The sequence below is a fragment of the Nocardioides sp. NPDC006303 genome, assembly GCF_040613175.1.
GTDB lineage: Bacteria > Actinomycetota > Actinomycetes > Propionibacteriales > Nocardioidaceae > Nocardioides.
The window spans coordinates 55,698-76,896 of sequence record NZ_JBEXRR010000026.1; the positions used below are offsets into that span (position 1 = coordinate 55,698).

At 68.1% G+C, this 21,199-nt stretch carries 23 protein-coding genes; 12 read left to right on the forward strand and 11 right to left on the reverse strand.

What is annotated here, in order from left to right; translation table 11 throughout:
* The first annotated feature begins 170 nt into the window (after positions 1–170).
* From ABZY89_RS19330 to acs, 3 genes are all read left to right on the forward strand, one after another.
* Entirely contained in the window at positions 171–521 is a 351-nt protein-coding gene (locus ABZY89_RS19330) for a DUF485 domain-containing protein (protein WP_355229789.1), read from the forward strand.
* Positions 521–2,140, forward strand: a complete 1,620-nt coding sequence (locus ABZY89_RS19335) for a cation acetate symporter (RefSeq protein ID WP_355229791.1) — start codon at positions 521–523, stop codon at positions 2,138–2,140. The genes ABZY89_RS19330 and ABZY89_RS19335 overlap by 1 nt, the downstream gene beginning before the upstream one ends.
* Before the next feature lie 111 nt (positions 2,141–2,251).
* The gene (gene acs / locus ABZY89_RS19340; protein WP_355229793.1) at positions 2,252–4,222 is read left to right on the forward strand and encodes an acetate--CoA ligase; all 1,971 of its coding nucleotides are present in this window, start codon (positions 2,252–2,254) and stop codon (positions 4,220–4,222) included.
* A 62-nt stretch (positions 4,223–4,284) separates the two neighbouring features.
* Here the strand turns inward: acs and ABZY89_RS19345 are convergent, their stop codons facing one another.
* Complete coding sequence (locus ABZY89_RS19345; protein ID WP_355229794.1) at positions 4,285–4,815, reverse strand: C40 family peptidase; 531 nt, start codon at positions 4,813–4,815, stop codon at positions 4,285–4,287.
* A 513-nt stretch (positions 4,816–5,328) separates the two neighbouring features.
* Here ABZY89_RS19345 and nhaA point away from each other — a divergent pair.
* The 3 genes from nhaA (at position 5,329) to ABZY89_RS19360 (ending at position 8,167) form a co-directional block, all read left to right on the forward strand.
* Positions 5,329–6,627 carry a Na+/H+ antiporter NhaA gene (gene nhaA / locus ABZY89_RS19350; protein ID WP_355229795.1) on the forward strand — a complete coding sequence of 433 codons (1,299 nt, stop codon included), beginning with the start codon at positions 5,329–5,331 and terminating at the stop codon, positions 6,625–6,627.
* Positions 6,628–6,669: 42 nt separating this feature from the next.
* Positions 6,670–7,077, forward strand: coding sequence for a phage holin family protein (locus tag ABZY89_RS19355; protein WP_355229797.1), 408 nt, complete (start codon positions 6,670–6,672; stop codon positions 7,075–7,077).
* A 157-nt stretch (positions 7,078–7,234) separates the two neighbouring features.
* On the forward strand, positions 7,235–8,167 hold the full coding sequence (locus ABZY89_RS19360; protein WP_355229799.1) for a DUF559 domain-containing protein: 933 nt from the start codon (positions 7,235–7,237) through the stop codon (positions 8,165–8,167).
* A 154-nt stretch (positions 8,168–8,321) separates the two neighbouring features.
* Here the strand turns inward: ABZY89_RS19360 and ABZY89_RS19365 are convergent, their stop codons facing one another.
* From ABZY89_RS19365 to nth, 4 genes are read right to left on the reverse strand one after another with little or no spacing between them, the layout of a single operon-like run.
* A complete protein-coding gene (locus tag ABZY89_RS19365; RefSeq protein ID WP_355229801.1) occupies positions 8,322–9,500 on the reverse strand; it encodes a MarP family serine protease in 1,179 nt (392 codons plus the stop codon).
* Positions 9,497–10,192 carry a CoA pyrophosphatase gene (locus ABZY89_RS19370; protein ID WP_355229803.1) on the reverse strand — a complete coding sequence of 232 codons (696 nt, stop codon included), beginning with the start codon at positions 10,190–10,192 and terminating at the stop codon, positions 9,497–9,499. Before ABZY89_RS19370 ends, ABZY89_RS19365 begins: the two co-directional genes overlap by 4 nt.
* Positions 10,189–10,833, reverse strand: coding sequence for a TlpA disulfide reductase family protein (locus ABZY89_RS19375; protein WP_355229805.1), 645 nt, complete (start codon positions 10,831–10,833; stop codon positions 10,189–10,191). The genes ABZY89_RS19370 and ABZY89_RS19375 overlap by 4 nt, the downstream gene beginning before the upstream one ends.
* Complete coding sequence (gene nth, locus ABZY89_RS19380) at positions 10,833–11,549, reverse strand: endonuclease III (RefSeq protein ID WP_355229806.1); 717 nt, start codon at positions 11,547–11,549, stop codon at positions 10,833–10,835. Before nth ends, ABZY89_RS19375 begins: the two co-directional genes overlap by 1 nt.
* A gap of 187 nt (positions 11,550–11,736) precedes the next feature.
* Between nth and ABZY89_RS19385 the strand changes: the two genes are divergently transcribed.
* The 3 genes from ABZY89_RS19385 to ABZY89_RS19395 all read left to right on the forward strand — a co-directional run bounded on the left by ABZY89_RS19385 (position 11,737) and on the right by ABZY89_RS19395 (position 14,397).
* Positions 11,737–12,414: a Crp/Fnr family transcriptional regulator gene (locus tag ABZY89_RS19385; RefSeq protein ID WP_008356269.1), complete on the forward strand. Its 678-nt coding sequence runs from the start codon at positions 11,737–11,739 to the stop codon at positions 12,412–12,414.
* A gap of 68 nt (positions 12,415–12,482) precedes the next feature.
* Positions 12,483–12,992 carry a SigE family RNA polymerase sigma factor gene (locus tag ABZY89_RS19390; RefSeq protein ID WP_355229808.1) on the forward strand — a complete coding sequence of 170 codons (510 nt, stop codon included), beginning with the start codon at positions 12,483–12,485 and terminating at the stop codon, positions 12,990–12,992.
* Positions 12,985–14,397, forward strand: coding sequence for a hypothetical protein (locus ABZY89_RS19395; protein ID WP_355229810.1), 1,413 nt, complete (start codon positions 12,985–12,987; stop codon positions 14,395–14,397). Before ABZY89_RS19390 ends, ABZY89_RS19395 begins: the two co-directional genes overlap by 8 nt.
* 43 nt (positions 14,398–14,440) lie before the next feature.
* Here the strand turns inward: ABZY89_RS19395 and ABZY89_RS19400 are convergent, their stop codons facing one another.
* The 5 genes from ABZY89_RS19400 to ABZY89_RS19420 all read right to left on the reverse strand — a co-directional run bounded on the left by ABZY89_RS19400 (position 14,441) and on the right by ABZY89_RS19420 (position 17,402).
* Positions 14,441–15,037 carry a YdeI/OmpD-associated family protein gene (locus ABZY89_RS19400; protein WP_355229812.1) on the reverse strand — a complete coding sequence of 199 codons (597 nt, stop codon included), beginning with the start codon at positions 15,035–15,037 and terminating at the stop codon, positions 14,441–14,443.
* 17 nt (positions 15,038–15,054) lie between these two features.
* Positions 15,055–15,849, reverse strand: coding sequence for an MBL fold metallo-hydrolase (locus ABZY89_RS19405; RefSeq protein ID WP_355229813.1), 795 nt, complete (start codon positions 15,847–15,849; stop codon positions 15,055–15,057).
* Complete coding sequence (locus ABZY89_RS19410) at positions 15,846–16,730, reverse strand: NUDIX hydrolase (RefSeq protein ID WP_355229815.1); 885 nt, start codon at positions 16,728–16,730, stop codon at positions 15,846–15,848. The genes ABZY89_RS19405 and ABZY89_RS19410 overlap by 4 nt, the downstream gene beginning before the upstream one ends.
* 61 nt (positions 16,731–16,791) lie before the next feature.
* A complete protein-coding gene (locus tag ABZY89_RS19415) occupies positions 16,792–17,250 on the reverse strand; it encodes a RidA family protein (RefSeq protein ID WP_355229816.1) in 459 nt (152 codons plus the stop codon).
* Positions 17,247–17,402, reverse strand: coding sequence for a DUF4177 domain-containing protein (locus ABZY89_RS19420; protein ID WP_141791386.1), 156 nt, complete (start codon positions 17,400–17,402; stop codon positions 17,247–17,249). Before ABZY89_RS19420 ends, ABZY89_RS19415 begins: the two co-directional genes overlap by 4 nt.
* Positions 17,403–17,494: 92 nt before the next feature.
* On the opposite strand from ABZY89_RS19420, the gene ABZY89_RS19425 reads away from it, so the two are divergent.
* From ABZY89_RS19425 to ABZY89_RS19435, 3 genes are all read left to right on the forward strand, one after another.
* Positions 17,495–18,310: a maleylpyruvate isomerase family mycothiol-dependent enzyme gene (locus ABZY89_RS19425; protein WP_355229818.1), complete on the forward strand. Its 816-nt coding sequence runs from the start codon at positions 17,495–17,497 to the stop codon at positions 18,308–18,310.
* Positions 18,311–18,417: 107 nt separating this feature from the next.
* Complete coding sequence (locus ABZY89_RS19430) at positions 18,418–19,434, forward strand: ArsA-related P-loop ATPase (protein WP_355229820.1); 1,017 nt, start codon at positions 18,418–18,420, stop codon at positions 19,432–19,434.
* A 112-nt stretch (positions 19,435–19,546) separates the two neighbouring features.
* Positions 19,547–20,713, forward strand: coding sequence for an ArsA family ATPase (locus ABZY89_RS19435; protein WP_355229822.1), 1,167 nt, complete (start codon positions 19,547–19,549; stop codon positions 20,711–20,713).
* A gap of 79 nt (positions 20,714–20,792) precedes the next feature.
* On the opposite strand, the gene ABZY89_RS19440 is transcribed toward ABZY89_RS19435, so the two are convergent.
* Positions 20,793–21,068 (reverse strand): WhiB family transcriptional regulator, encoded by a 276-nt coding sequence (locus ABZY89_RS19440; RefSeq protein ID WP_045548985.1) that lies wholly within the window; start codon positions 21,066–21,068, stop codon positions 20,793–20,795.
* Positions 21,069–21,199 lie beyond the last annotated feature (131 nt).

The following is a 21,199-nucleotide window of genomic DNA, read 5'->3' on the forward strand; positions in this document are numbered from 1 at the left end:
GCCATTCAGCGTACGAAATCGACCGCTCGTCGCGCGACGACGCCGTCTACCGAGGGACCGGGCGTTACCCCGCGACGAGCGGTCCGACAGGCCCCTAATGTGACTGCGATCACACGTCGTCCGTCATCCACCCCCACGGTTGACGGCCTCGTCAACGAAAGGGTTAGACCGTGAGCGAAGAAGCGCACGACCAAGCCCACCGGCACGACCCGGTCTACGACAGTCTGCACGCCACAGCGGAGTTTCGCGCTCTGCGGTCGGCGTACCGGAAGTTCGTTTTCCCGGCCACGGTGGCATTCCTGGCTTGGTATCTCCTCTACGTGTTCTGCTCCAACTGGGCAGAGGACTTCATGAACACCAAGGTCGTCGGCAACATCAACGTCGCGCTGGTCTTCGGGCTCCTCCAGTTCGCGACCACGTTCGGTATCGCCTACCTCTACGCCAACTACTCCAACAAGCACCTCGACCCGCTGGCTCGGAAGCTCGACGAGGAATACGAGATCGAGAAGAGGCAGCTCTGATGGACGGTAGCCAGATCCTCACCACGGTCCTCTTCCTCGCGGTCGTCGCGGTCACGATCGGCATCACCTTCTGGGCGAGCCGGCAGACGAAGACCGCGGCCGACTACTACGCAGGTGGCCGCGGCTTCTCCGGTTTCCAGAACGGCCTCGCCATCGGCGGCGACTACATGTCGGCGGCGTCGTTCCTCGGCATCTCCGGCGCCATCGCCCTGTCCGGCTACGACGGGTTCCTCTACTCGATCGGCTTCCTCGTCGCCTGGCTGGTGGCGCTGCTGCTGGTCGCGGAGATGCTGCGTAACTCTGGTCGCTACACGATGGCCGACCAGCTGGCGTACCGGATGAAGCAGCGTCCGGTCCGGCTGGCGGCGGCGACCTCCACGGTCGTCGTCTCGATCTTCTACCTGCTGGCCCAGATGGTCGGTGCGGGCGCCCTGGTGGCCCTGCTGCTCGGCGTCGAGGACCAAGCGGTCAAGAACATCGTGATCCTGTTCGTCGGCGCGCTGATGATCTTCTACGTCACCGTCGGCGGGATGAAGGGCACCACCTGGGTCCAGATCGTCAAGGCCGTCCTGCTGATGACCGGTTCGGCGCTGATCGTCATCCTGGTGCTCGCCCAGTTCGGCTTCAACCTCTCCGAGCTGCTCGGCTCCGCCGCCGACGCCTCGGGCAAGGGCGACGCCTTCCTCCAGCCCGGTCTGAAGTACGGCCTGAGCTTCACCAGCGAGCTGGACTTCGTCTCGCTCGGGCTCGCCCTGGTGCTCGGCACCGCCGGCCTGCCGCACATCTTGATCCGCTTCTACACGGTCCCGACCTCGGCGGATGCTCGCAAGTCGGTGCTGTGGGCGATCGGCCTGATCGGCGTCTTCTACCTGTTCACCCTGGTCCTGGGCTTCGGTGCGGCCGCGCTGGTCGACCCGTCCACCCTGGACAAGGCCGGCAACCTGGCGGCACCACTGCTCGCCCAGGAGGTCGGTGGCGGTGAAGGCTCCGTCGGCGGCGCCGTACTGCTGGCTCTCATCGCCGCGGTCGCCTTCGCCACGATCCTCGCCGTGGTCGCTGGTCTGACGTTGACCTCCTCGGTCTCCGTCGCCCACGACATCTACAACTCGGTGATCAAGCGTGGCAAGGCCACCGAGAAGGAGGAGATGAAGGTCTCCCGCTGGGCCGCGGCGGGCATCGGCCTGGTCGCGATCCTGCTGGCCATCCCAGCGCAGTCGTTGAACATCGCGTTCCTGGTGGCACTGGCGTTCGCGGTCGCCGCCTCGGCGAACCTGCCGGCGATCATCTACAACATGTTCTGGGCGCGGTTCAACACCCGTGGTGCGGTGTGGTCGATCTACGGCGGCCTGATCTCCTGTGTCGGTCTGGTCTTCTTCTCGCCGGTCGTCTCCGGCAAGGTCGACCCGGCCACCGGCGACAGCCTCTCGCTGTTCCCGGCCGGCATCGACTTCTCCTGGTTCCCCCTGGAGAACCCCGGCATCATCTCCATCCCGCTCGGGTTCTTCCTGGGCTGGCTGGGCACGGTGACGTCGAAGGAGCCGGAGACCGCTGAGCGTTACGTCGAGCTCGAGGTGCGCGCCCTCACCGGCGCCGGCTCGGAGAAGGCGATCACGCACTGATCCATCACGGCGGGCCGTCGTACACAGGTGTTGTACGACGGCCCGCCATCATTCTTTCCCCCGCACTACCCTGTGGCTTGAGCCACACATTTTTCGTACGTAGGAGTCACTGTGAGCGACGAGACCCTGTCCAACCTGCTGCACGAGAAGCGCCGGTTCGAGCCCCCGGCCGAGCTTGCCGCCGCTGCCAACGTCAAGGCCGATGTGTACGACGCCGCTACCGCGGACCGCGACGCGTTCTGGGCGGCCGCCGCGGAACGGCTCACCTGGTCCAAGCCGTTCGATCGCGTCCTGAACTGGGACAACCCGCCGTTCGCGAAGTGGTACGAGGGCGGCGAGATCAACGTCGCCTACAACGCCGTCGACCGCCACGTCGAGGCCGGGCTCGGCGACCGGGTCGCGATCCACTGGGTCGGCGAGCCTGCCGACGACAAGCGCACCATCACCTATGCCGAGCTCAAGGACGAGGTCTCCCGGGCCGCGAACGCCTTCGAGGCCCTCGGGGTCGGCAAGGGCGACCGGGTGGCGATCTACATGCCGATGATCCCCGAGGCTGTCATCGCGATGCTGGCCTGCGCGCGGATCGGCGCGATCCACACCGTCATCTTCGGCGGCTTCTCCGCCGACGCTCTCGCGACCCGCGTCGTCGACTGCGGCGCGAAGCTGATCGTCACCTCGGACGGTGGCTACCGCCGTGGCGCACCCTCGGCGCTCAAGCCCGCCGTGGACGAGGCGGTCACGAAGGTCGAGGCGACTCAGCCCGGGCTGGTCGAGAACGTACTCGTGGTCAAGCGCACCGGGCAGGACGTCGACTGGAACGACTCGGTCGACAAGTGGTGGTCGGATGTCGTGTCGTCGGCGTCGACCGAGCACACTCCGGTGGCGCACGACGCCGAGCACCCGCTCTTCGTCATGTACACCTCGGGCACCACCGGGAAGCCGAAGGGCATCCTGCACACGACCGGCGGCTACCTCACCCAGGCGGCGTTCACGCACTGGGAGGTCTTCGACCTCAAGCCCGAGACCGACGTCTACTGGTGCACCGCCGACATCGGCTGGATCACCGGCCACTCCTACATCGTCTACGGACCGCTGGCCAACGGCGCCACCCAGGTGCTCTACGAAGGCACCCCGGACTTCCCCGAGAAGGGTCGCTGGTGGCAGATCATCGAGGAGTACGGCGTCACGATCTTCTACACCGCGCCGACCGCGATCCGAACGTTCATGAAGCAGGGGCGCGCCATCCCGGACGGCCGCGACCTCTCCTCGGTCCGCCTGCTCGGGTCCGTCGGTGAGCCGATCAACCCCGAGGCCTACATCTGGTACCGCGACGTCATCGGTGGCTCCTCGGTGCCTGTCGTGGACACCTGGTGGCAGACCGAGACCGGCGCGATCATGATCTCGCCGCTCCCCGGGGTCACCCACGGGAAGCCGGGTTCGGCGATGAAGGCCCTGCCGGGCGTGGGCGCCGACGTGGTCGACGACAACGGCGTCTCCGTCCCGAACGGTGCCGGGGGCTACCTCGTGCTGACCCAGCCGTGGCCGTCGATGCTGCGTACGATCTGGGGCGACGACCAGCGCTACATCGACACCTACTGGGCGCGGTTCAAGGACCAAGGGTTCTACTTCGCCGGCGACGGCGCGAAGAAGGACGAGGACGGCGACGTCTGGGTCCTGGGCCGCGTCGACGACGTGATGAACGTGTCCGGGCACCGGCTCTCCACGACCGAGATCGAGTCGGCCCTCGTCTCGCACCCCTACGTCGCCGAGGCGGCGGTCGTCGGTGCGACCGATCCCGACACGGGCCAGGCCGTGGTGGCGTACGTCATCCTGCGCGACGGGTCGCCGGAGGACTGCCACAAGGAGCTCTCCGACCACGTCCGCAAGGAGATCGGCCCGATCGCCAAGCCGCGGCAGATCATGATCGTGCCCGAGCTGCCCAAGACGCGCTCGGGGAAGATCATGCGCCGACTCCTCCGCGACCTCGCCGAGGGTCGCGGCGTCGGCGACACGACCACGCTTGCCGATCAGACGATCATGGATCTGATCGCCGCCGGGAAGACGACCGCCACGGACGAGTGATCACGGACGGGGTCCCACAGCGGCCCGGTCGCCCCTCGGGGTGGCCGGGCCGCTGCGTACGTCTAGTGCTTCTTGTACTTCACCCGGCGGATGAAGTGGCTGTCGGTCCAGATCGGGTCCTTCGTGACGGCCTCACCCGACCCGGGCGCATGCCAGACCCAGCGGCGGCCGTCGCGCTTCCCGGCGTAGATGCCGACGTGGTAGACACCGCCGCTGCCGTAGAAGAAGACCAGGTCGCCCTTGCGCGGCTTCTTGACCTTGAAGGTGTGGCCGACCTGGGCCGACGAGCTGTGCGGCAGCTTGCGGCCGAGCTTCTTGTAGACCCATTGTGTCAAGCCCGAGCAGTCGTAGGCGTGGGGGCCGTTGGCGCCGTAGGAGTAGGGGTCGCCGGCCTGGCTCTTGACGCGACGCAGCGCTCGCAGCCCGCGCGACTTCTTCTTCTTTTTCTTGGTGGTGTGGGTGCTCGCCTGAGCGCTCGTGCTGGCGCTGGTCTGGGCACTTGCGCCCGGCGGGGAAGCTGCCGTGGCGGACTGGTTGGGAGCGGCGGCGAGCGCGAGACCGACCACAAGGGCGGTCGCGAGGCCGACGGTCATCGTTCTGCAGGCGCGCGAAAGCGCACGGACACACGATCCGGTCATTCGAGGTTCCCCTGTTGCAGCGACGCCTGCGAAGGTTCACCTGTCGGATTCGGGCTGCTGTTGCCCGGGCGCTGGTCTCATCTACGCCTTCACCCCGAGCCGGTCTGCCTTGTCTCTGGCTCCCGGCGTACTGCTCGGTTCCCCCGTGCCCGCCACCGTGGTCGGATCGACTCTCCTCCGGTTGTGACGGGCCTCGGCGCGACCGGAGCGGCCCCACCATTCGGTGAGGGCTCATCCACTATGCAACGGAATCTGGTGCCTGGCGGGGCATTTGTGCAGCAACTCACTCTCTGTTCGATAAATTTATTCGTGTTTGATTCCGTTTGTGCTCGCTTTCCGGTCGGAAACGTCCCCAAGTTGAGCACCCTCCTGTCTCTGACAACGGTGCTTGCTAGGGTCGAGATCAGGTGTGCCGGGAAGTCTGGTCGGCGTGACATCGTCGACCCCTGAGCCCCTGGAGGCCCACCCGTGACCGACACCCGCAACCGCCTCTTCACCCGCGGCTCCTGGCTGGAGACCTCGCGGACGGCCGAGATCCTGCGAGCCGAGACGACCGGCGGCGTACTCCTCATCATCGCCGCGATCATCGCGGTCATCCTGGCCAACAGCCCGTGGCAGGAGGCGTACGAGGCGGTCCGCGACTTCCGGGTCGGGCCCGAAGCACTGCATCTCGACCTGACCATCGGGGCCTGGGCGGCCGACGGTCTGCTCGCGATCTTCTTCTTCGTCGCCGGCCTGGAGCTCAAGCGGGAGTTCGTCTCCGGCGACCTCCGCGACCCCCGGCGGGCCGCACTGCCGATCGCGGCCGCGGTCGGCGGCATGGTCGCGCCGGCGCTGGTCTACGTGGCCGTCAACCTGATCGGCGACGGTTCACTGGCCGGCTGGGCGACACCGGTGGCCACCGACATCGCATTCGCGGTCGCGATCCTGGCGGTGATCTCGACGCATCTGCCGGCGGGGCTGCGTACGTTCCTGCTGACCCTCGCCGTCGTCGACGACCTCCTCGGCATCACCATCATCGCGGTCTTCTTCACCTCGGAGCTGCACATCGGCTACCTGCTGCTGGCGCTCATCCCGATCGGGCTCTTCGCGGTGCTGGTGCAGCGTCGCGTACGCAGCCCCTGGCTGCTCCTCCCGCTCGCCCTGATCGCCTGGGCCCTCGTCCACTCCAGCGGCGTCCACGCCACCGTCGCCGGGGTGCTGCTCGGGTTCACCGTGCCCGTGATCGCCCGCAATCCCGAGGCCAAGCGCGGGCTCGCGGAGCACTTCGAGCACCTGGTCCGACCGATCTCCGCCGGTGTCGCGGTGCCGATCTTCGCCTTCTTCGCCGCCGGCGTTTCTCTCGGTGGCTGGGACGGGGTGACCAGCGCGATGCGCGACCCGATCACGCTCGGCATCATCCTCGGCCTGGTCGTCGGCAAGACCATCGGTATCTCCGGCTCGACGTGGCTGCTGGCCCGGTTCACCAAGGCCTCGCTCGACGACGACCTCGCCTGGTGGGACGTGATCGGGATGGCGATGCTGGCGGGCATCGGGTTCACCGTGTCGCTGCTGATCGGCGAGCTGGCTTTCCACTCCGATCCCGGCGCCCATGACCACATGAAGGTGGGCGTGCTCTTCGGGTCCGTCCTGGCCGCCGCCTTGGCGACGGTGGTGCTGCGTGCCCGCAACCGGGTCTACCGCCGCATCGAGCAGGTCGAGACTCTCGACGCCAACAAGGACGGCGTGCCGGACGTGTTCGAGGATGATCAGGGTCGGGACCGGTAAGGTCGTGGGCGCTCCCCAACACACGTTCAGCGAAGGGTTCCCATGGCAGTCGACATCGTGAAGTCCCCGGGCGACGAGGACCCGACGATCGGGAAGCTCGTCGTCGACGCCACCCGTGACATCTCCGAGCTCGTCAACAAGGAGATCACGCTCGCCAAACAGGAGCTCAAGGTCTCGATGACCAACGCCGGCGTCGGCGTCGGTCTCTTCGCCACCACCGCGTTCCTGCTTGTCCTCGCCGTGATCATGCTCTCCTTCTCGGCGGCCTACTTCATCCACTGGGCCGGCCTCGGCCTGCACTGGTCGTTCCTCATCGTCTTCGGCTTCTACGTCCTCCTCGCCGCCCTGCTCGGCTTCATCGGCGTACTCAAGGTGAAGAAGGTCAAGGCCCCCGAAAGGGCCATCGCCCAAGGCAAGGAGATCCCCCGGGCTCTCAAGGGCCAGCGCTGACCCACCTGCCGAATCGGTAGTTGTGGCGGACGAATAGGTAGTTCTGGCGAACGAGTTCGGGCCACTTACTGTCCACAGGCGCCCTTCGGGCTGAAGTTATCCACAGCCGGCGGAAACGGCAGTGAATTTCGTACGCCACGGGCGCACAGTGGCTCGCATGAACCTGTCAGTTGTCGGCGCTGCCTCGGCTCTGCCAGCGCGCCCCTTTACCGCCAGCGAGCTCAACGAGCTCTCCATCAAGAGGTACGACCTCCGCGTCGCCGTCGAGCGCGGAGAGGTCCTCAGACCCTTCCGCGGTGTCTTCATTCCCTCCGACGTGGAGGACACCGCGGAGACGAGAGCTGCAGCGGTTTCCCGCGTCGTATCTCCACACCACGTCGTGTCCGATCGCACCGCCGCATGGATCCATGGGATCAACACCTACTCGCTCAGCGAGCAGACCCAGATTCCGGCCGTCGAAACATGCGCACGTCGTGGCTTCGCGCCGACGCGCCTGGAAGGAGTCGACGGCCGCTCACGTGACCTCCTCGACCGGGACATCACGACGATCAACGGCGTCAGGATCACGACCCCCTTGCGAACCGCGCTCGATCTCGGGTGCAACCTGAAGCGCCGCGAGGCAATGGCCGCCCTCAACGACTTCGCCAAAGAGCACGGCATCACCCGAGTTGCCCTCAACCAAGAGCTTCCCCGTTTCAAAGGCCGACGCGGTGTCGTCCAGCTTCGGGAGCTCGTTCCGCTTCTCAATCGCCACGTCGAGTCCCAGCGAGAGTCCTGGACGTTGCTCGCAATCAGCGACGCCGGTCTACCGCTCCCTGAGACGCAGGTCTGGGTCGATGTGGAAGGCATTCCGACCTATCGCCTCGACTTCGCTTACCGCCTCGCCAAGGTCGCCGTCGAGTACGACGGCGAAGACCATGACGACCCGGAGCAGCGGATCTACGACGAGGAGCGACGAGGCTGGCTGGTCGACCATGGCTGGATCGTGATCATCGTGCGCCGAGGAGACTTCACGGGCGATCGCCTCGACGCCTGGCTCCGGGAGATCAAGGACGCGCTCACCCCGACGTACTCCTCACGCCGCTTCTGACCACACCGCGCGGTCCTCAACCAGCCGAGTCCGCAGTTGTGGCGCGTCGAATCTGTAGTTGTGGGCGACGCAACTCGAGTTTCGTCGCCCACAACTACAAATTCGACGTCCGGAACTACCGACTCGGCCGCCACATCTACCGTCTCGGCAGGGATTAGCCGGCGCAGGCTCCGGTGTCGACAGCAGCGGTCTGGGAGCGAGCCTCGCGGGCGATCTCGATGACCTGGTCGGTGGTGAGGGCGTAGCCGGTCTCGGAGTCGGTGACCGAGGCCGCGAAGACGACGCCGACGACGTCGCCCTCGGAGTCGACGATGGGGCCTCCGGAGTTGCCGGGGCGGATGAGGCTGCGTACGGAGTAGACGTCTCGGATGACGGTGCCGACGCCGTAGATGTCGGGCGAGCGGAGGCGCTGCTCGGCACGGATACGACCGGGCTGTACGTCGAAGGGGCCGTCCTGCGGATAGCCCAGGACGGCGATCGGGTCCTCCGCGCCGGCGGTGCGGTCGAACTCGAGGCGCTCGAGGTTGCCGCCACCCTCGAACTTCAGGACCGCGATGTCGATCTCGGGGTCGTAGTGGACGACCTTGGCATCGTTGGCGCCTTCACCGACGATGACGTTGGGGTCGTCGACGCCGGCGACGACGTGGGCGTTGGTCATCAGGTAGCCGCGGCCGATGACGAACCCGGTGCCCTCGACACCCTTGCCGCACTCGTTGGCGCCGCGGATCTTGAGGACCGACTCGCCGGCGCGTTCGACATCGGGGTCGGTGAGCATCCGCCGCGGTCCGGGTCCGACCTCGACGATCCGCTCGCTGGCGAACGGCTCCAGGTAGCGCGGGAAGAACGAGGTGCCGACGACGTCGTTGAACGCGCTCAGCGCACGGTCGGCAGGCGACGGCATGATCGAGTCGACCTTGGCCAGGATCGCCGACCCACGCACCGCGGGCGTGAGCCCGTTGATCTGTGCCCCCGAGACCGCGACCCCGAGAGCCCAGGCGACCACCAGCACGGCCGCCGCGCTGAGCAGCGAGCCGCCGAGCGCATCGACGATCCGGGCCGGCTGCCAGGTGATCTCGTCCCGCACGCGTACGCCGCCGTATTGCAGCACCGCCTGCCCGATGGACGCACACGCGATCACGACGAACAGAGCGCCGAGCGAGACCCACAACGACGGAGCCGCGCTGCCGAGCACCTTCGGTGCCAGCCAGATGCCGATGAAGCCACCGAGCAGAAGTCCGCCGGTCGCGAAGGCGCCGGTGATGAAGCCCTGCCAATAGCCCGAGAGCGCGTAGGCCCCGACGAGGATGATCAGGATCCAGTCAAGAAAGTTCACGGCTGATTCCGTTCGCGTCCCTGGAACATGTATTCGGGCAACTCCTTGATCGGGGCGTCCGGAATCTCCGTGATCCACCCGAGATAGGTGAAGAAACGGCTGATGATTCCACCTGTGAAGCCCCAGAGGATGACATCCTTCTCCGGTCCGATCAAGAACGCGGGCATCAGCCATCCGCTACGGCCCGGCGCGCCGACCTGGATCCGGTGAGCAGGGTCGATGAGATCCGACAACGGCACCCGGTAGACGGCGTGCACCTCTTCTACCGAGCGCGTGGTGACCGGAGACGGCTCCCGCCACCACGCGATGATCGGCACCACCGCGTGATTGGAGAACGGGATCCACAGTGCCGGAAGGCGGCCGACGACGTCGACACCGGTCGGGTCGAGCCCGGTCTCCTCCCAGGCCTCTCGGAGCGCCGCCTCCTCGGCTGTCTCACCCGGATCGAGCCGACCGCCGGGGAACGAGACCTGGCCCGGGTGCGACCGCATCGTGTGCGAACGCTCGGTCAGCAACAGGTCGGGCCCAGAGGGACCTTCGCCGAAGAGCATCAGCACGGCCGACTCGCGGGCGCTGCCATCGGCCGGCGGCAGGAACTGTGAGATGTCCTCGCCCTGGATCTGCTGCGCCGCCTCGACGATCTCGTCGAACCAGTCCGGCCGCGTTCCGTTGGCCGCCTGACGCTCGCTCACAGCTCGATCCCCAGCTTCTTCTCGACGAGCTCCTTCACCTGGGAGGCACTGGTCATGCCACCCATCTGCAGCAGCTCGACCTCGCCGGAGGTGGACAGGACGTACGTCGCCGGCACCGATCGCGCCGTAAGCGGCCCGCCCTGCAGCTCACCGCCTGGATCGGCGTACATCGGGAAGGTCACCCCTCGCGAGATCGCCTCCTCGAGCGCGACCCCGGGGACGGTGTCCATGACGTCGATGCCGATCACCGGCACCTCGTCGCCGTAGGTCTCGTAGAAGCTCTGCAGCGCCGGCATCTCTTCCTTGCAGGGCGCGCAGAAGCCCTGGAAGAGGTTGATCACCATCGGTCCCTCGAACGAGGCGAGGTCGGCGGACTCGCCACCGCCGAGGCAAGGCAGCACGATCGACGGCAGGCCACCGTCGCTCGCGGACCCTTCCTCGCAGGCCTCCACCTTCGACGCCTTCTTGGCCGCCACCATCTCCGCAGTGGCCACGTTGACCTTGGAGGACGGCTCGTCGGCGAGTGGCGCGCCGGACTGGCCGCCCCCGCTCAAGGAGTCGGTGCCGCAACCGGCCAGGGCGGCCAGCAGCAGGGCGGCTGCCGACGCGACCCGGGCTCGTCTCCCCAGGGCACGAACCATCAGTTGCGGCCCTCCGTACGGACCAGCTTGGCCGCGGCGACTGGGTCGGTCGGCCCCTCGCCGTACGCAGGGCACAGCTGCGCCACCGGACAGGCACCGCACGCGGGCTTCTGCGCGTGACAGATCCGCCGCCCGTGCCAGATCACATGGTGGGACAGCATCGTCCAGTCCCGCTTCTCGAAGAGCGCGCCGACCTCGTGCTCGACCTTGACCGGGTCCTTCTCGGTCGTCCAACCGAAGCGCCGCGAGAGCCGTCCGAAGTGCGTGTCGACGGTGATCCCCGGCTTGCCGAAGGCGTTGCCGAGCACCACGTTGGCGGTCTTGCGGCCGACGCCGGGCAGCTTCACCAGCTGCTCCAGACGGTCAGGAACCTCGCCGTCGTACTCCTCCACCAGCACGGCGCTCAGCTTCAGCAGCGCCTCGGTCTTGGCACGGAAGAAGCCGAGTGGTCCGACGAGCTGCTCGAGGTGCTCCCGGGGCGCCGCCGCCATCTCCTTCGCGGACGGGTACGCCGCAAAAAGGGCCGGTGAGGCCAGGTTGACCCGCTTGTCCGTGGTCTGCGCGCTCAGCACGGTCACGACCAGGCATTCGAACGGATTGGTGAAGTCGAGCTCGGCCTTGGCATCCGGGTAGGTCTCACCGAGGATGCGGTCGATCCGACGGGCACGACGCACCAGACCCAGGCGCGTCTCAGTCGCAAACTTCTGGGCAGGCACGCAGCAAGGCTACGCGGCCGCACCGACAATCCCGATCCGGCCTAGAGCTCGGCTACCACAAACACCGCTCAACACATGCACTTTCTGCCCTTATCGGTGGGTGATGTGCACTTGTGAGACGTTCCACAGATAGGATTCCCGGTGTAATACCCGCGGATGTGGGGAAAATCCAGGAGGAATGGCCGCAATGGACAACGACGTACTCCGTCAGGCACCGCTCTTCAGCGCACTCGACGACGAGTCGATGACGGCCCTGCACGCCTCGATGGCAGAGTCGAAGCTCCGCCGCGGAGAGGTGCTCTTTCACGAGGGCGACTCCGGCGACAAGCTGTACGTCGTGATCGACGGCAAGGTGAAGCTCGGCCGCACCTCGTCCGACGGCCGCGAGAACCTGCTCGCCATCATGGGCCCCGGCCAGATGTTCGGTGAGCTCTCGCTCTTCGACCCCGGCCCCCGCTCGGCCACCGTCACCGCGGTCACCGACTCCGCCTTCGCCAGCCTGTCGCACGAGGACCTCCTCAAGTGGCTCGAGGGCCGCCCGGTCGTCGCCCGCGGCCTGCTCGCCCAGCTGGCCGGCCGCCTCCGCAAGGCCAACGACGTCGTGGCGGACCTCGTCTTCTCCGACGTCCCCGGCCGTGTCGCGAAGGCCCTGCTCGACCTCGCCGACCGCTTCGGCCGCACCGCCGACGACGGCGTCCACGTCCACCACGACCTCACCCAGGAGGAGCTCGCCCAGCTCGTCGGCGCCTCCCGCGAGACGGTCAACAAGGCCCTGGCCGACTTCGCCAGCCGCGGCTGGCTCCGCCTCGAGCCGCGCAGCGTCGTCATCATGGACATCGAGCGCATGGCTCGTCGCGCCCGCTGATTCTTTACCTTCCAACAGGCATCCGGCCTCCTCCCACCTGGCGTAACAGCAGGTGAAAGGAGGCCGAGATGCTTTTCGGATCAGACTCGGGTCAGGCGGAGTTCGACGAGTTCGTACGCTCCCGCGCCCAAGCGCTCTCCCGCACGGCGTACCTGCTGACCGGTGACCCCCACCTCGCCGAAGACCTCCTCCAGCAGGCGCTCCTGTCCGCGGCCAAGGCCTGGCACCGCATCGAAGGACACCCCGAGCCGTACGTCCGGCGGATCCTCTACACCCAGAACATCTCCTGGTGGCGCCGCCGTCGCTTCGCGGAGACCCCGCTGGACACGCACGAGGCCACCATCGCAGCGCCCGAGACCGGCGACAAAGACCTCAGGCTCAGCCTGGAACAGGCCCTTGCACAGCTGACGCTGAAACAGCGCACGATCCTGGTGCTGCGCTACTTCGAAGACCTCACCGAGGCCCAGACCGCCGACATGCTCGGGCTCCACGTCGGCACCGTGAAGTCGGCCGGCCGTAAGGCGCTCGACCGGCTGCGCACCCTCGCCCCGCACCTCGAGGAGCTCATCAATGAATGACCAGAAGCTTCGCGACGAGCTCTCCCGCATCGCCGACACGACACCCGCTCTTCGGGTCCCTGACGGCCTGTACGCACGCGGTCGCCGCATCCATCGCCGCTCGGTCGCGATCGTGGCGGCCTCCGTCATCGCGGCCGTGACTCTCATCATCGTCGGCTTCACCGGGCTCCCCGACCGACAGTCCGATATCGAGCCGGCCGAGCGCAACGGCGACCTGGCCGTCCCAAAGATGGTCGAGACCGCGCCGGAGTGGTTGGCCCAGCTCGACGGGCTCGGCTCCTACGCCCACGCCGACGTCATGGAGGACGACCTCGACCTCGGCGTCGGGGCAGTCGCGTACGTCCGGAGCAGCGGCGACGAGAACGGCAGCGTCCCGGTCGTGGTTGATGCCGCCACGGGCAGCTATCACGTGCTCGACCTGCCTGGATTCGTCGGCAAGGAGGTGCGCGGCCAGCCGTCACACAGCGCCCTCGCACTCTCGCCGGACGGCAGCCATCTCGCCTGGGCATGGGCCGATCCCACCGACAGCGACACCACACCGCGTCCAGCCGGCGTGAGGGTTGCCGACCTGACCACCGGGGACGTACGCAGCTGGAACGTCTCCGCGCAGCACGACGCCGCGGTCTACGTCCACAACCTCGAGTGGTCCACCAACGGACAGTGGCTGCTGTGGCAGGGCTGGCAGATGCAGAGCTGGCGTGACGCTACCTTCGAGACCGAGACCTCCCGGGCCGGCGGCATCGGGCTCGGGGGCGACGGGTTCCTCTTCACGGATGAAAGCTCCGCCCAGGCCGATCAGCAGAACAGGGAGCTCGGGTTGAGCCGGGAGGTCGAGTGGGCCATCTCGGACGACGGCACGATCGCTCGCCTCATCGAGAGCCACGTCATCACGCAGGCACCCGGGATGGACCCCGAGAACCAGCCGTTGACCCCGATCGACGAGGGACAGTACGTCGGCCTGGCTTTCAGAGGAACAGAGCTGCAGGTCATCAAGCAGCCCTTCGGGACCGAGGTGCTACCGGCGGACGGGAGCTCACCCGGACTGAAGACCACTGCGAGTGGATACCCGCGGCTCGTCGGCTGGGCCGGCGCGAACCCGATCCTCTGGCAGGAGATCGACGACAACCTCACCTCCTTTGATCAGTACTGGTCGGCGGCCCCCGACGGCAGCTCGAGCCTCGTCGCGATGCACAGACAGATCGCCAAGGGCGCGACGATCGCCTACCGGCTGATCGAACCCGGTGAGGTCAGGACCACCGTCATCCGCCCCGACCCGACCTGGCCCGAACCGTCCAGCAGTCTGGGCCTGCCGATGATCGGCCTCATCATCGCCCTGTTCGCCCTCGTCCTCGCCCCGTTTGTCGTACGACGGCGTCACTTCCGTTCGGCGAGGAAGGCCAGCTGAGCGCGCACCGAGAGCTCCGCGGCAGCCGCCCACACGAACGGAGTTACTGCGGCCGGCGCTTCTGTGGATGGAGCGTCTCGTGACGGGCGAGCATGGCGACGTACTCCTCGATCCTGCGCGCCCGCGCGGCCTCGGTCTTCAGGGAGGTGATGCGGTGATAGAGGGCGTAGCGGTTCTGCGAGGTGAGGACGTCGTACATCGCCTGGGCCTCGGGCACCGCGGCAATCGCGGCGAGGAGGTCGGGCGGAGTCTCTGCGGTGGCCGGACCGGCGTACGCCGCCTCCCACCGACCATCCGCCTTCGCCGCCTCCACAGCGGCCCGCCCGGCGGCGGTCATCCGGCCGTCGCGCTCGAGGCGGTCGATGTGCTCGACGTTCCTCAGCGACCAGCGGCTCTTCGGCCCACGCGGGGTGAACCGCTGGAACGACGACTGCTCGTCCCGCCGCCGGGCCTGACCGTCGATCCAGCCGAAGCAGAGCGCTTCGTCAAGCGCGGTCTGCCAGGTCAGCGTGGTCAGCGTGCCGCCCTTCTTGGTCAGCACCAGCCAGACCGCGGGCGTGTCGGCATGGTGCTCCTCCAGCCAGGCCCGCCACGCGGGTGGGTCGGGAAGCAGGAGCTCGGCTCCGGACAGGATCGCCATGAGCCGAACAGTAGGCCTCAGCGCTCAGCGAGGTAAGCCAATTGCGCTCGCACCGAGAGCTCGGCGGCACCCCAGAGGACCTGGTCGACATCGGCGTACACGATCTCGACGATCGCCCGCGGGTCGGCCTCGGCAGGGGTGGTGCCGAGCCCGGAGAGAGCTTCCTCGACCTGGCCGAGGCGTTCGCGGCGGTGGGCGATGTAGTAGTCCAGCGCACCGAGGGCGTTCCCGATGACCGGGCCGTGACCGGGCCAGACGCTGCCGACACCGTGCTCGGAGGCGAGGGCGTGCAGGCGGTCGAGCGAGTCGAGATAGGCACCCAGCTCGCCGTCGGGGTGGGCGACCACGGTCGTCCCACGCCCGAGGACGGTGTCGCCCGTCAGCACCGCCCCGTCGGCGGGTAGCCAGAAGGACAGCGAGTCCGAGGTGTGTCCGGGAGTTCCGACGACGCGGATCTCCAGACCGTCGACCTCGATGACGTCACCGTCGCCGAGCCCCTCGGTCCCGAGCCGGTATTCAGGATCAAGAGCGCGTACGCCGGCTCCAACCCGCTCCGCGAAGGCCCGTGCCGCCTCGGAGTGGTCGTAGTGATGATGGGTCAGCAGCACCGTCGCCACCTCGCCGGCGGCCTCCGCGACGGCATCGAGATGCCCCTCGTCGAGAGGTCCGGGGTCGATCACGACCGACCGGCGCGCGCCGGGCTCGCGCAGCACCCAGGTGTTGGTGCCGTCGAGCGACATGATCCCGGGGTTGGGCGCGAGGATGCACTGCCCGCGCTCGCCGAATGCCCCGCCTGACCAGGACTCGTTCATGAGCGTTTCCTTCCGGCGACGAGGGCGGCGTGCAGCGGCATCATCGACAGCGTGTGCCCGCCGTCGACCTCGGTCACAGCGGGAGTGAACATCGTCAGCACACGCTCCGCGGCGACCGCGAGGACCTCGTCCTCGGACCCGAACGAGGTGACCTCGAGACAGTTGAGATAGGTCGGCGGCATCATCGCCAGCTCGCCGGCCTCGACCTGGGCGACCGCCTCGGCGGTGCTCAGCCAGAGCACCGAGGACGACTCGCTGGACACGTCGCGCGTCACCTGCCCCTCGGGGAGGCGCGCGACGAAGAACCAGGTCGCGAAGCGCTTCGGCTCGAAGACGGGCGTCGTCCAGGCGGCCCATGGCCCCAGCAGATCCGTACGCAGCACCAGCCCGCGCCGGGTCAGCAGCTCGGTCAACGACAACGAGCGTGACTCCAGGGCGGCCCGGTCGGCCTCCCAGTCGTCGCCCGAGACGTCGTCGACGACGGAATCGCCCGAGGCTCCCGCGAGCAGCACCCCGGACTCCTCGAACGTCTCCCGCACCGCCGCGGCGACCAGCGCTCGCGCGCGGGACTCGTCGACCCCGAGCCGCCGTGCCCACTCACCGGCGGACGGCCCGGCCCAGCAGGAGTCGGGCAGCTCGGCGTCGCGTACGTCCACGCCGCCCCCGGGGAAGACAGCCATCCCGGCGGCGAAACCCATCGTCAACTGCCGACGGAGCAGGTAGACCTCTGGGCCAGCGGATCCGGCATCGGAGCCCGGCCGCAGCAGCAACACCGTCGCCGCGTCGCGCGGCTCGACCGGGGTGCGTACGCCCTGGGCGTACTCCCCGGCCAACGCCACGATGTCGTCACCAAGCCGGACTGGAGGGATCGGGATACGCACGTTCGTCACTGTAGCGACGCTCACACCAGCGCCCTACCCCCATCCGAGCCTCAGACCAGGCTCAGATCTCGACGATGATCTCCACCTCGACGGGGGCGTCGAGCGGGAGGACGGACACGCCGACGGCGGATCGGGTATGGCGTCCAGCGTCACCGAAGACCTTGCCGAGCAGCTCGGAAGCACCGTTGGCGATGCCCGGCTGGCTGGTGAAGTCAGGAGTGGAGGCGACGAAGCAGGTCACCTTGACGACCCGCTTGACCAGCGACAGATCGCCGATCTCGGCCTTCACCGCAGCGAGCGCGTTGAGCGCGCACTGCTGCGCGGCCGCCACACCCTCCTCGGGCGAGACCTCGCCACCGAGCTTGCCGGTGGACAGCAGCGCGCCGTCCTTCATCGGCAGCTGCCCCGAGGTGAAGATGTAGTCGCCGGTTCGAAGCGCCGGGATGTAGGCAGCCACCGGCGGCACGACGTCCGGCACGCTCAGCCCGAGCTCGGCGAGGACGTCCTCGGGGCCGCTCACTCGGAGACCGCCCGCTTGAAGAAGCCGACGTAGTTGCCGGTGCCGTTGTCGAGGATGGAGACGAGCTCCCACCCATCGGCACCGAAGTTGTTGAGAATCTGCGCCGCAGCGTGGTTGAGGATCGGCGCTACCTGGTACTCCCACTTGGTCATATCGGCACCCTACTTCGCGGACCCGCGGACCGGTTTTCCGGCGACATGGTTTGACCTTCCAACCGAGGACCCGGCCCACTATCGTCAGGTCCGTGACTCCCGCAGAGCAGCTGAAGACGTACGTCGACACCTGGTGGTCCTCCGTCCAGGACCTCCTCACGCTCCTCGAGGAGCTCTCCGAGCCCGACTGGGACCAGCCGACCGATCTCCCCGGCTGGGACGTACGCGCGATCGCCTCCCACGTCGCTCACCTCGAGGGCCTCACCGCCGGTGCGCCTCGCGAGGACGCCCCCGTGCCGGAGTCCGCCCACATCAAGTCGCCGATGGGCCAGTTCACCGAGATCGGCGTGATCACCCGTCGCGACGCCTCCCCGGCGAGCATCATCGACGAGATCCGCCGCTACACCGCCGTACGTCACGACGAGCTGCTCGCCTCTCCGCCCGAGGACCCCGCTGCGCCGGCGTCCGGCATCTTCGGTGCGCTCGGGTGGACGACCGGCAAGCTGCTCCGCAACCGGCCGCTCGACCTCTGGCTGCACGAGCAGGACATCCGCCGCGCCACCGGCCGCCCGGGCAACCTGGACAGCCCCGGCGCCCTCCACACGGCCGACTACCTCCTCGAAGGTGTCGGTTTCGTGCTCGCCAAGAAGGCCGGCGGCGCTCCCGGCACCTCCGTCATCGTCGAGGTCGAGGGCCACTCTCCCTACGCCTTCACCGTCACCAAGGAGGGCAAGGGAGTCCCCGTGGCCGACCCGGTCACCGCCCCCACCGTCACCCTCTCCACGGACCGGGAGACGTACGTCCTCCTCACCGGCGGCCGCGCCTCCGGTGATCCCGCCAAGGTCGAGATCACCGGCGACACCGCGCTCGGCACCAAGATCGTCGAGAACCTCAACATCACCCCCTAGTGGCGCGACCCCGTTAAAGTCACTCCCATGAGCGAGCGCAAGCGAGCGGCATTCGGCCTCAGGCCGCCGCGTCCGTACTCTTGGCTCCTCTCAACGGAGGCGGCGGCATGAGTTCCGACTGGCCCCACGTGCAGCTGCATGTGGTGACCGGCAAGGGCGGCACGGGCAAGTCGACGTTCGCTGCGGCCCTGGCGCTCGGGCTGGCCTCGCACGGACAGAACGTCCTGCTGTGCGAGGTCGAGGGCCGCCAGGGGGTGGCGCGGATGTTCGACGTCGACCCGCTGCCCTATGCCGAGACCCGCATCGCGACCGGTCTGCGGCTGCGGGCGCGATCCGGTGCCGACGCCGAGCCGGGCAACGTGTACGCCCTGCACATCGCCCCGGAGGAAGCCCTCCTCGAATACCTCAAGATGTACTACAAGCTCGGCCCGGCCGGCCGCGCCCTCGACCGCTTCGGCGTGATCGAGTTCGCGACCACGATCGCGCCCGGGGTCAGGGACGTACTCCTCACCGGCAAGCTCTTCGAGGCCGTCCAGCGCAACAGCCGCAACAAGGGTGCCCGGACCTACGACGCCGTCGTGCTCGACGCTCCCCCGACCGGCCGGATCACGTCCTTCCTGAACGTCTCTGAATCGGTGGCGGGTCTGGCCAAGGTCGGCCCGATCAAGCACCAGGCCGACACGATGATGACCCTGTTCCGCTCCCGGCGCACCGCGGTCCACCTCGTCACGCTGCTCGAGGAGATGCCGGTACAGGAGACCGCCGACGGCATCAGCGAGCTGCGCTCCGCCGGGCTCCCGGTCGGCGGCGTCATCGTCAATCAGGTACGCCCCCGCGACCTCCCCGACACCGCCCTCGACCCCGCGCTCGCCGGCACCCTCGACGACGAGCTGATCGCCGAGGACCTCAAGCGCGCCGGCGTCGAACCCGACCCCGCCCTCATCTCCGCCCTCGCCGACGAGGCGAAGGAGTACGCCGAGCGCCGAGCCCTCGAGGACGCCCAGCGTGACCTCGTCGCCGGCCTCGGGGTCCCGACCTACGAGCTCAACCGGATCGCCGGCGGGATCGACATGGGCGGGCTCTACGAGCTCGCGGCGGAGCTCAAGGATCAGGGGCTGGCATGACGTTGGAATCCCCGGTTAACCGGGTATCCCTGCACTTCTCGGGCATTGCAACACCAGAGAAGTGCAGGAATTGCCTGAGCGGTGTGACGGAAGTGACGAGAGGGACACCCCGATGAGCGCGCACCCACGCGTCGGCCCCTTGGCCGCCCACGCCGACCACACCCAAGCCCTCGAGGTCGACCGGCTGCTCGACGACCGCGACACCCACATCATCGTCTGCTGCGGCAGCGGCGGCGTGGGCAAGACGACCACGTCGGCGGCGCTCGCGCTCAGAGCAGCCGAGCGCGGACGCAAGGTGGTGGTGCTGACGATCGATCCGGCGCGGCGCCTCGCCCAGTCGATGGGCATCGAGCGGCTCGACAACACGCCTCGCCAAGTGCCCGGGATCGGCCCTGGCCGGCTCGACGCGATGATGCTCGACATGAAGCGCACCTTCGACGAGGTGGTCGAGTCGCAGGCCAGCCCGGAGAAGGCGCAGCAGATCCTCAACAACCAGTTCTACATCGCGCTGAGCTCGAGCTTCGCGGGCACGCAGGAATACATGGCGATGGAGAAGCTCGGCCAGATCTACCGCGACGCCTTCGCCCACAACGGCGGCAACGGCGACTACGACCTGATCGTCGTCGACACGCCCCCGAGCCGCAGCGCCCTCGACTTCCTCGACGCCCCCGAGCGCCTCTCCAGCTTCCTCGACGGGCGCTTCCTGCGCCTGATGCTGGCCCCGGCGAAGGGCCCGGTCAGGCTGATGTCGGCCGGGATCAACATCGTCACCAACGCGCTGAAGAAGGTCCTCGGCGGGCAGATGCTCACCGACCTGCAGACCTTCGTGACCGCGCTCGACACCGTCTTCGGCGGGTTCCGGCAACGGGCCCAGGAGACGTACGCACTGCTTCAGGCCGACGAGACCGCCTTCCTCGTCATCGCTGCCCCCGAGCCCGACGCGCTCCGGGAGGCCGCCTACTTCGTCGAGCGGCTCTCCGGCGACCGGATGCCACTCCAGGGCCTGGTCGTCAACCGGGCCACCCTGCCCGACGACGCCTCGCTCACCGCAGCCGCGGCCGGCGCCGCCTCGGAGCGTCTCCCCGACGCGCCGCTCACCGCCGGGCTGCTGCGGCTCCACGCCGACCGCGCGCTCCTGGTCGAGCGCCAGAGCCAACTGCGCGAGCGCTTCGCGGTCGCCCATCCCCAGGTGCCGACCGCCGTCGTGCCGGCGCTGCCCGGTGACGTACACGATCTAGACGGGCTCCGCGAGATCGGTCGGCTGCTGGCCAGGGAATGAGTCGAGCCAGAACGTACGAAACGTACGTCCTGGCTCAGACCAAGATTTTCAGCGACTCACTCGAGTAGGGGACGAGAGGTCACTCCACAGAGGCACGGGTGCGCGCGGCCTCGAGGACAGCGCGCCAGGAGGCGTTCGGGCTGCGGCGGAGCAGCGCCCGACGCTCGCGCTCGGTCATGCCGCCCCAGACACCCCACTCGATCTGGTTGTCGAGCGCCTCGGCGAGGCATTCGGTGCGGACGACGCAGCCTGAGCAGACCATCTTGGCCTTGTTCTGCTCGGCTCCACGTACGAAGAGCTCGTCGGGCTCGTTCTCACGACAGGCGGCCTGTAGCGACCATTCATCAACCCACATGGTGTGCCATCCCTTCATCGGAGCGCTTCGCCCTCCCCATATTGATGACGTGGCGCCCGTGCGGACTAAAGGTTAAGGACTCGACCCGGTCGAGTGACACACCCTTCTGGCCCAAAGTACGTAGTTCGAAA

What these genes read in the sequence shown, in the direction of transcription:
- ABZY89_RS19335 (WP_355229791.1), top strand. Translation starts at nt 521, where the DNA reads ATGGACGGTAGCCAGATCCTCACCACGGTCCTCTTCCTCGCGGTCGTC.
- ABZY89_RS19345 (WP_355229794.1), bottom strand. Translation starts at nt 4,815, where the DNA reads ATGACCGTCGGCCTCGCGACCGCCCTTGTGGTCGGTCTCGCGCTCGCC.
- ABZY89_RS19355 (WP_355229797.1), top strand. Translation starts at nt 6,670, where the DNA reads ATGGCAGTCGACATCGTGAAGTCCCCGGGCGACGAGGACCCGACGATC.
- ABZY89_RS19360 (WP_355229799.1), top strand. Translation starts at nt 7,235, where the DNA reads ATGAACCTGTCAGTTGTCGGCGCTGCCTCGGCTCTGCCAGCGCGCCCC.
- ABZY89_RS19375 (WP_355229805.1), bottom strand. Translation starts at nt 10,833, where the DNA reads ATGGTTCGTGCCCTGGGGAGACGAGCCCGGGTCGCGTCGGCAGCCGCC.
- ABZY89_RS19385 (WP_008356269.1), top strand. Translation starts at nt 11,737, where the DNA reads ATGGACAACGACGTACTCCGTCAGGCACCGCTCTTCAGCGCACTCGAC.
- ABZY89_RS19390 (WP_355229808.1), top strand. Translation starts at nt 12,483, where the DNA reads ATGCTTTTCGGATCAGACTCGGGTCAGGCGGAGTTCGACGAGTTCGTA.
- ABZY89_RS19395 (WP_355229810.1), top strand. Translation starts at nt 12,985, where the DNA reads ATGAATGACCAGAAGCTTCGCGACGAGCTCTCCCGCATCGCCGACACG.
- ABZY89_RS19400 (WP_355229812.1), bottom strand. Translation starts at nt 15,037, where the DNA reads ATGGCGATCCTGTCCGGAGCCGAGCTCCTGCTTCCCGACCCACCCGCG.
- ABZY89_RS19405 (WP_355229813.1), bottom strand. Translation starts at nt 15,849, where the DNA reads ATGAACGAGTCCTGGTCAGGCGGGGCATTCGGCGAGCGCGGGCAGTGC.
- ABZY89_RS19420 (WP_141791386.1), bottom strand. Translation starts at nt 17,402, where the DNA reads ATGACCAAGTGGGAGTACCAGGTAGCGCCGATCCTCAACCACGCTGCG.
- ABZY89_RS19430 (WP_355229820.1), top strand. Translation starts at nt 18,418, where the DNA reads ATGAGTTCCGACTGGCCCCACGTGCAGCTGCATGTGGTGACCGGCAAG.
- ABZY89_RS19435 (WP_355229822.1), top strand. Translation starts at nt 19,547, where the DNA reads ATGAGCGCGCACCCACGCGTCGGCCCCTTGGCCGCCCACGCCGACCAC.
- ABZY89_RS19440 (WP_045548985.1), bottom strand. Translation starts at nt 21,068, where the DNA reads ATGTGGGTTGATGAATGGTCGCTACAGGCCGCCTGTCGTGAGAACGAG.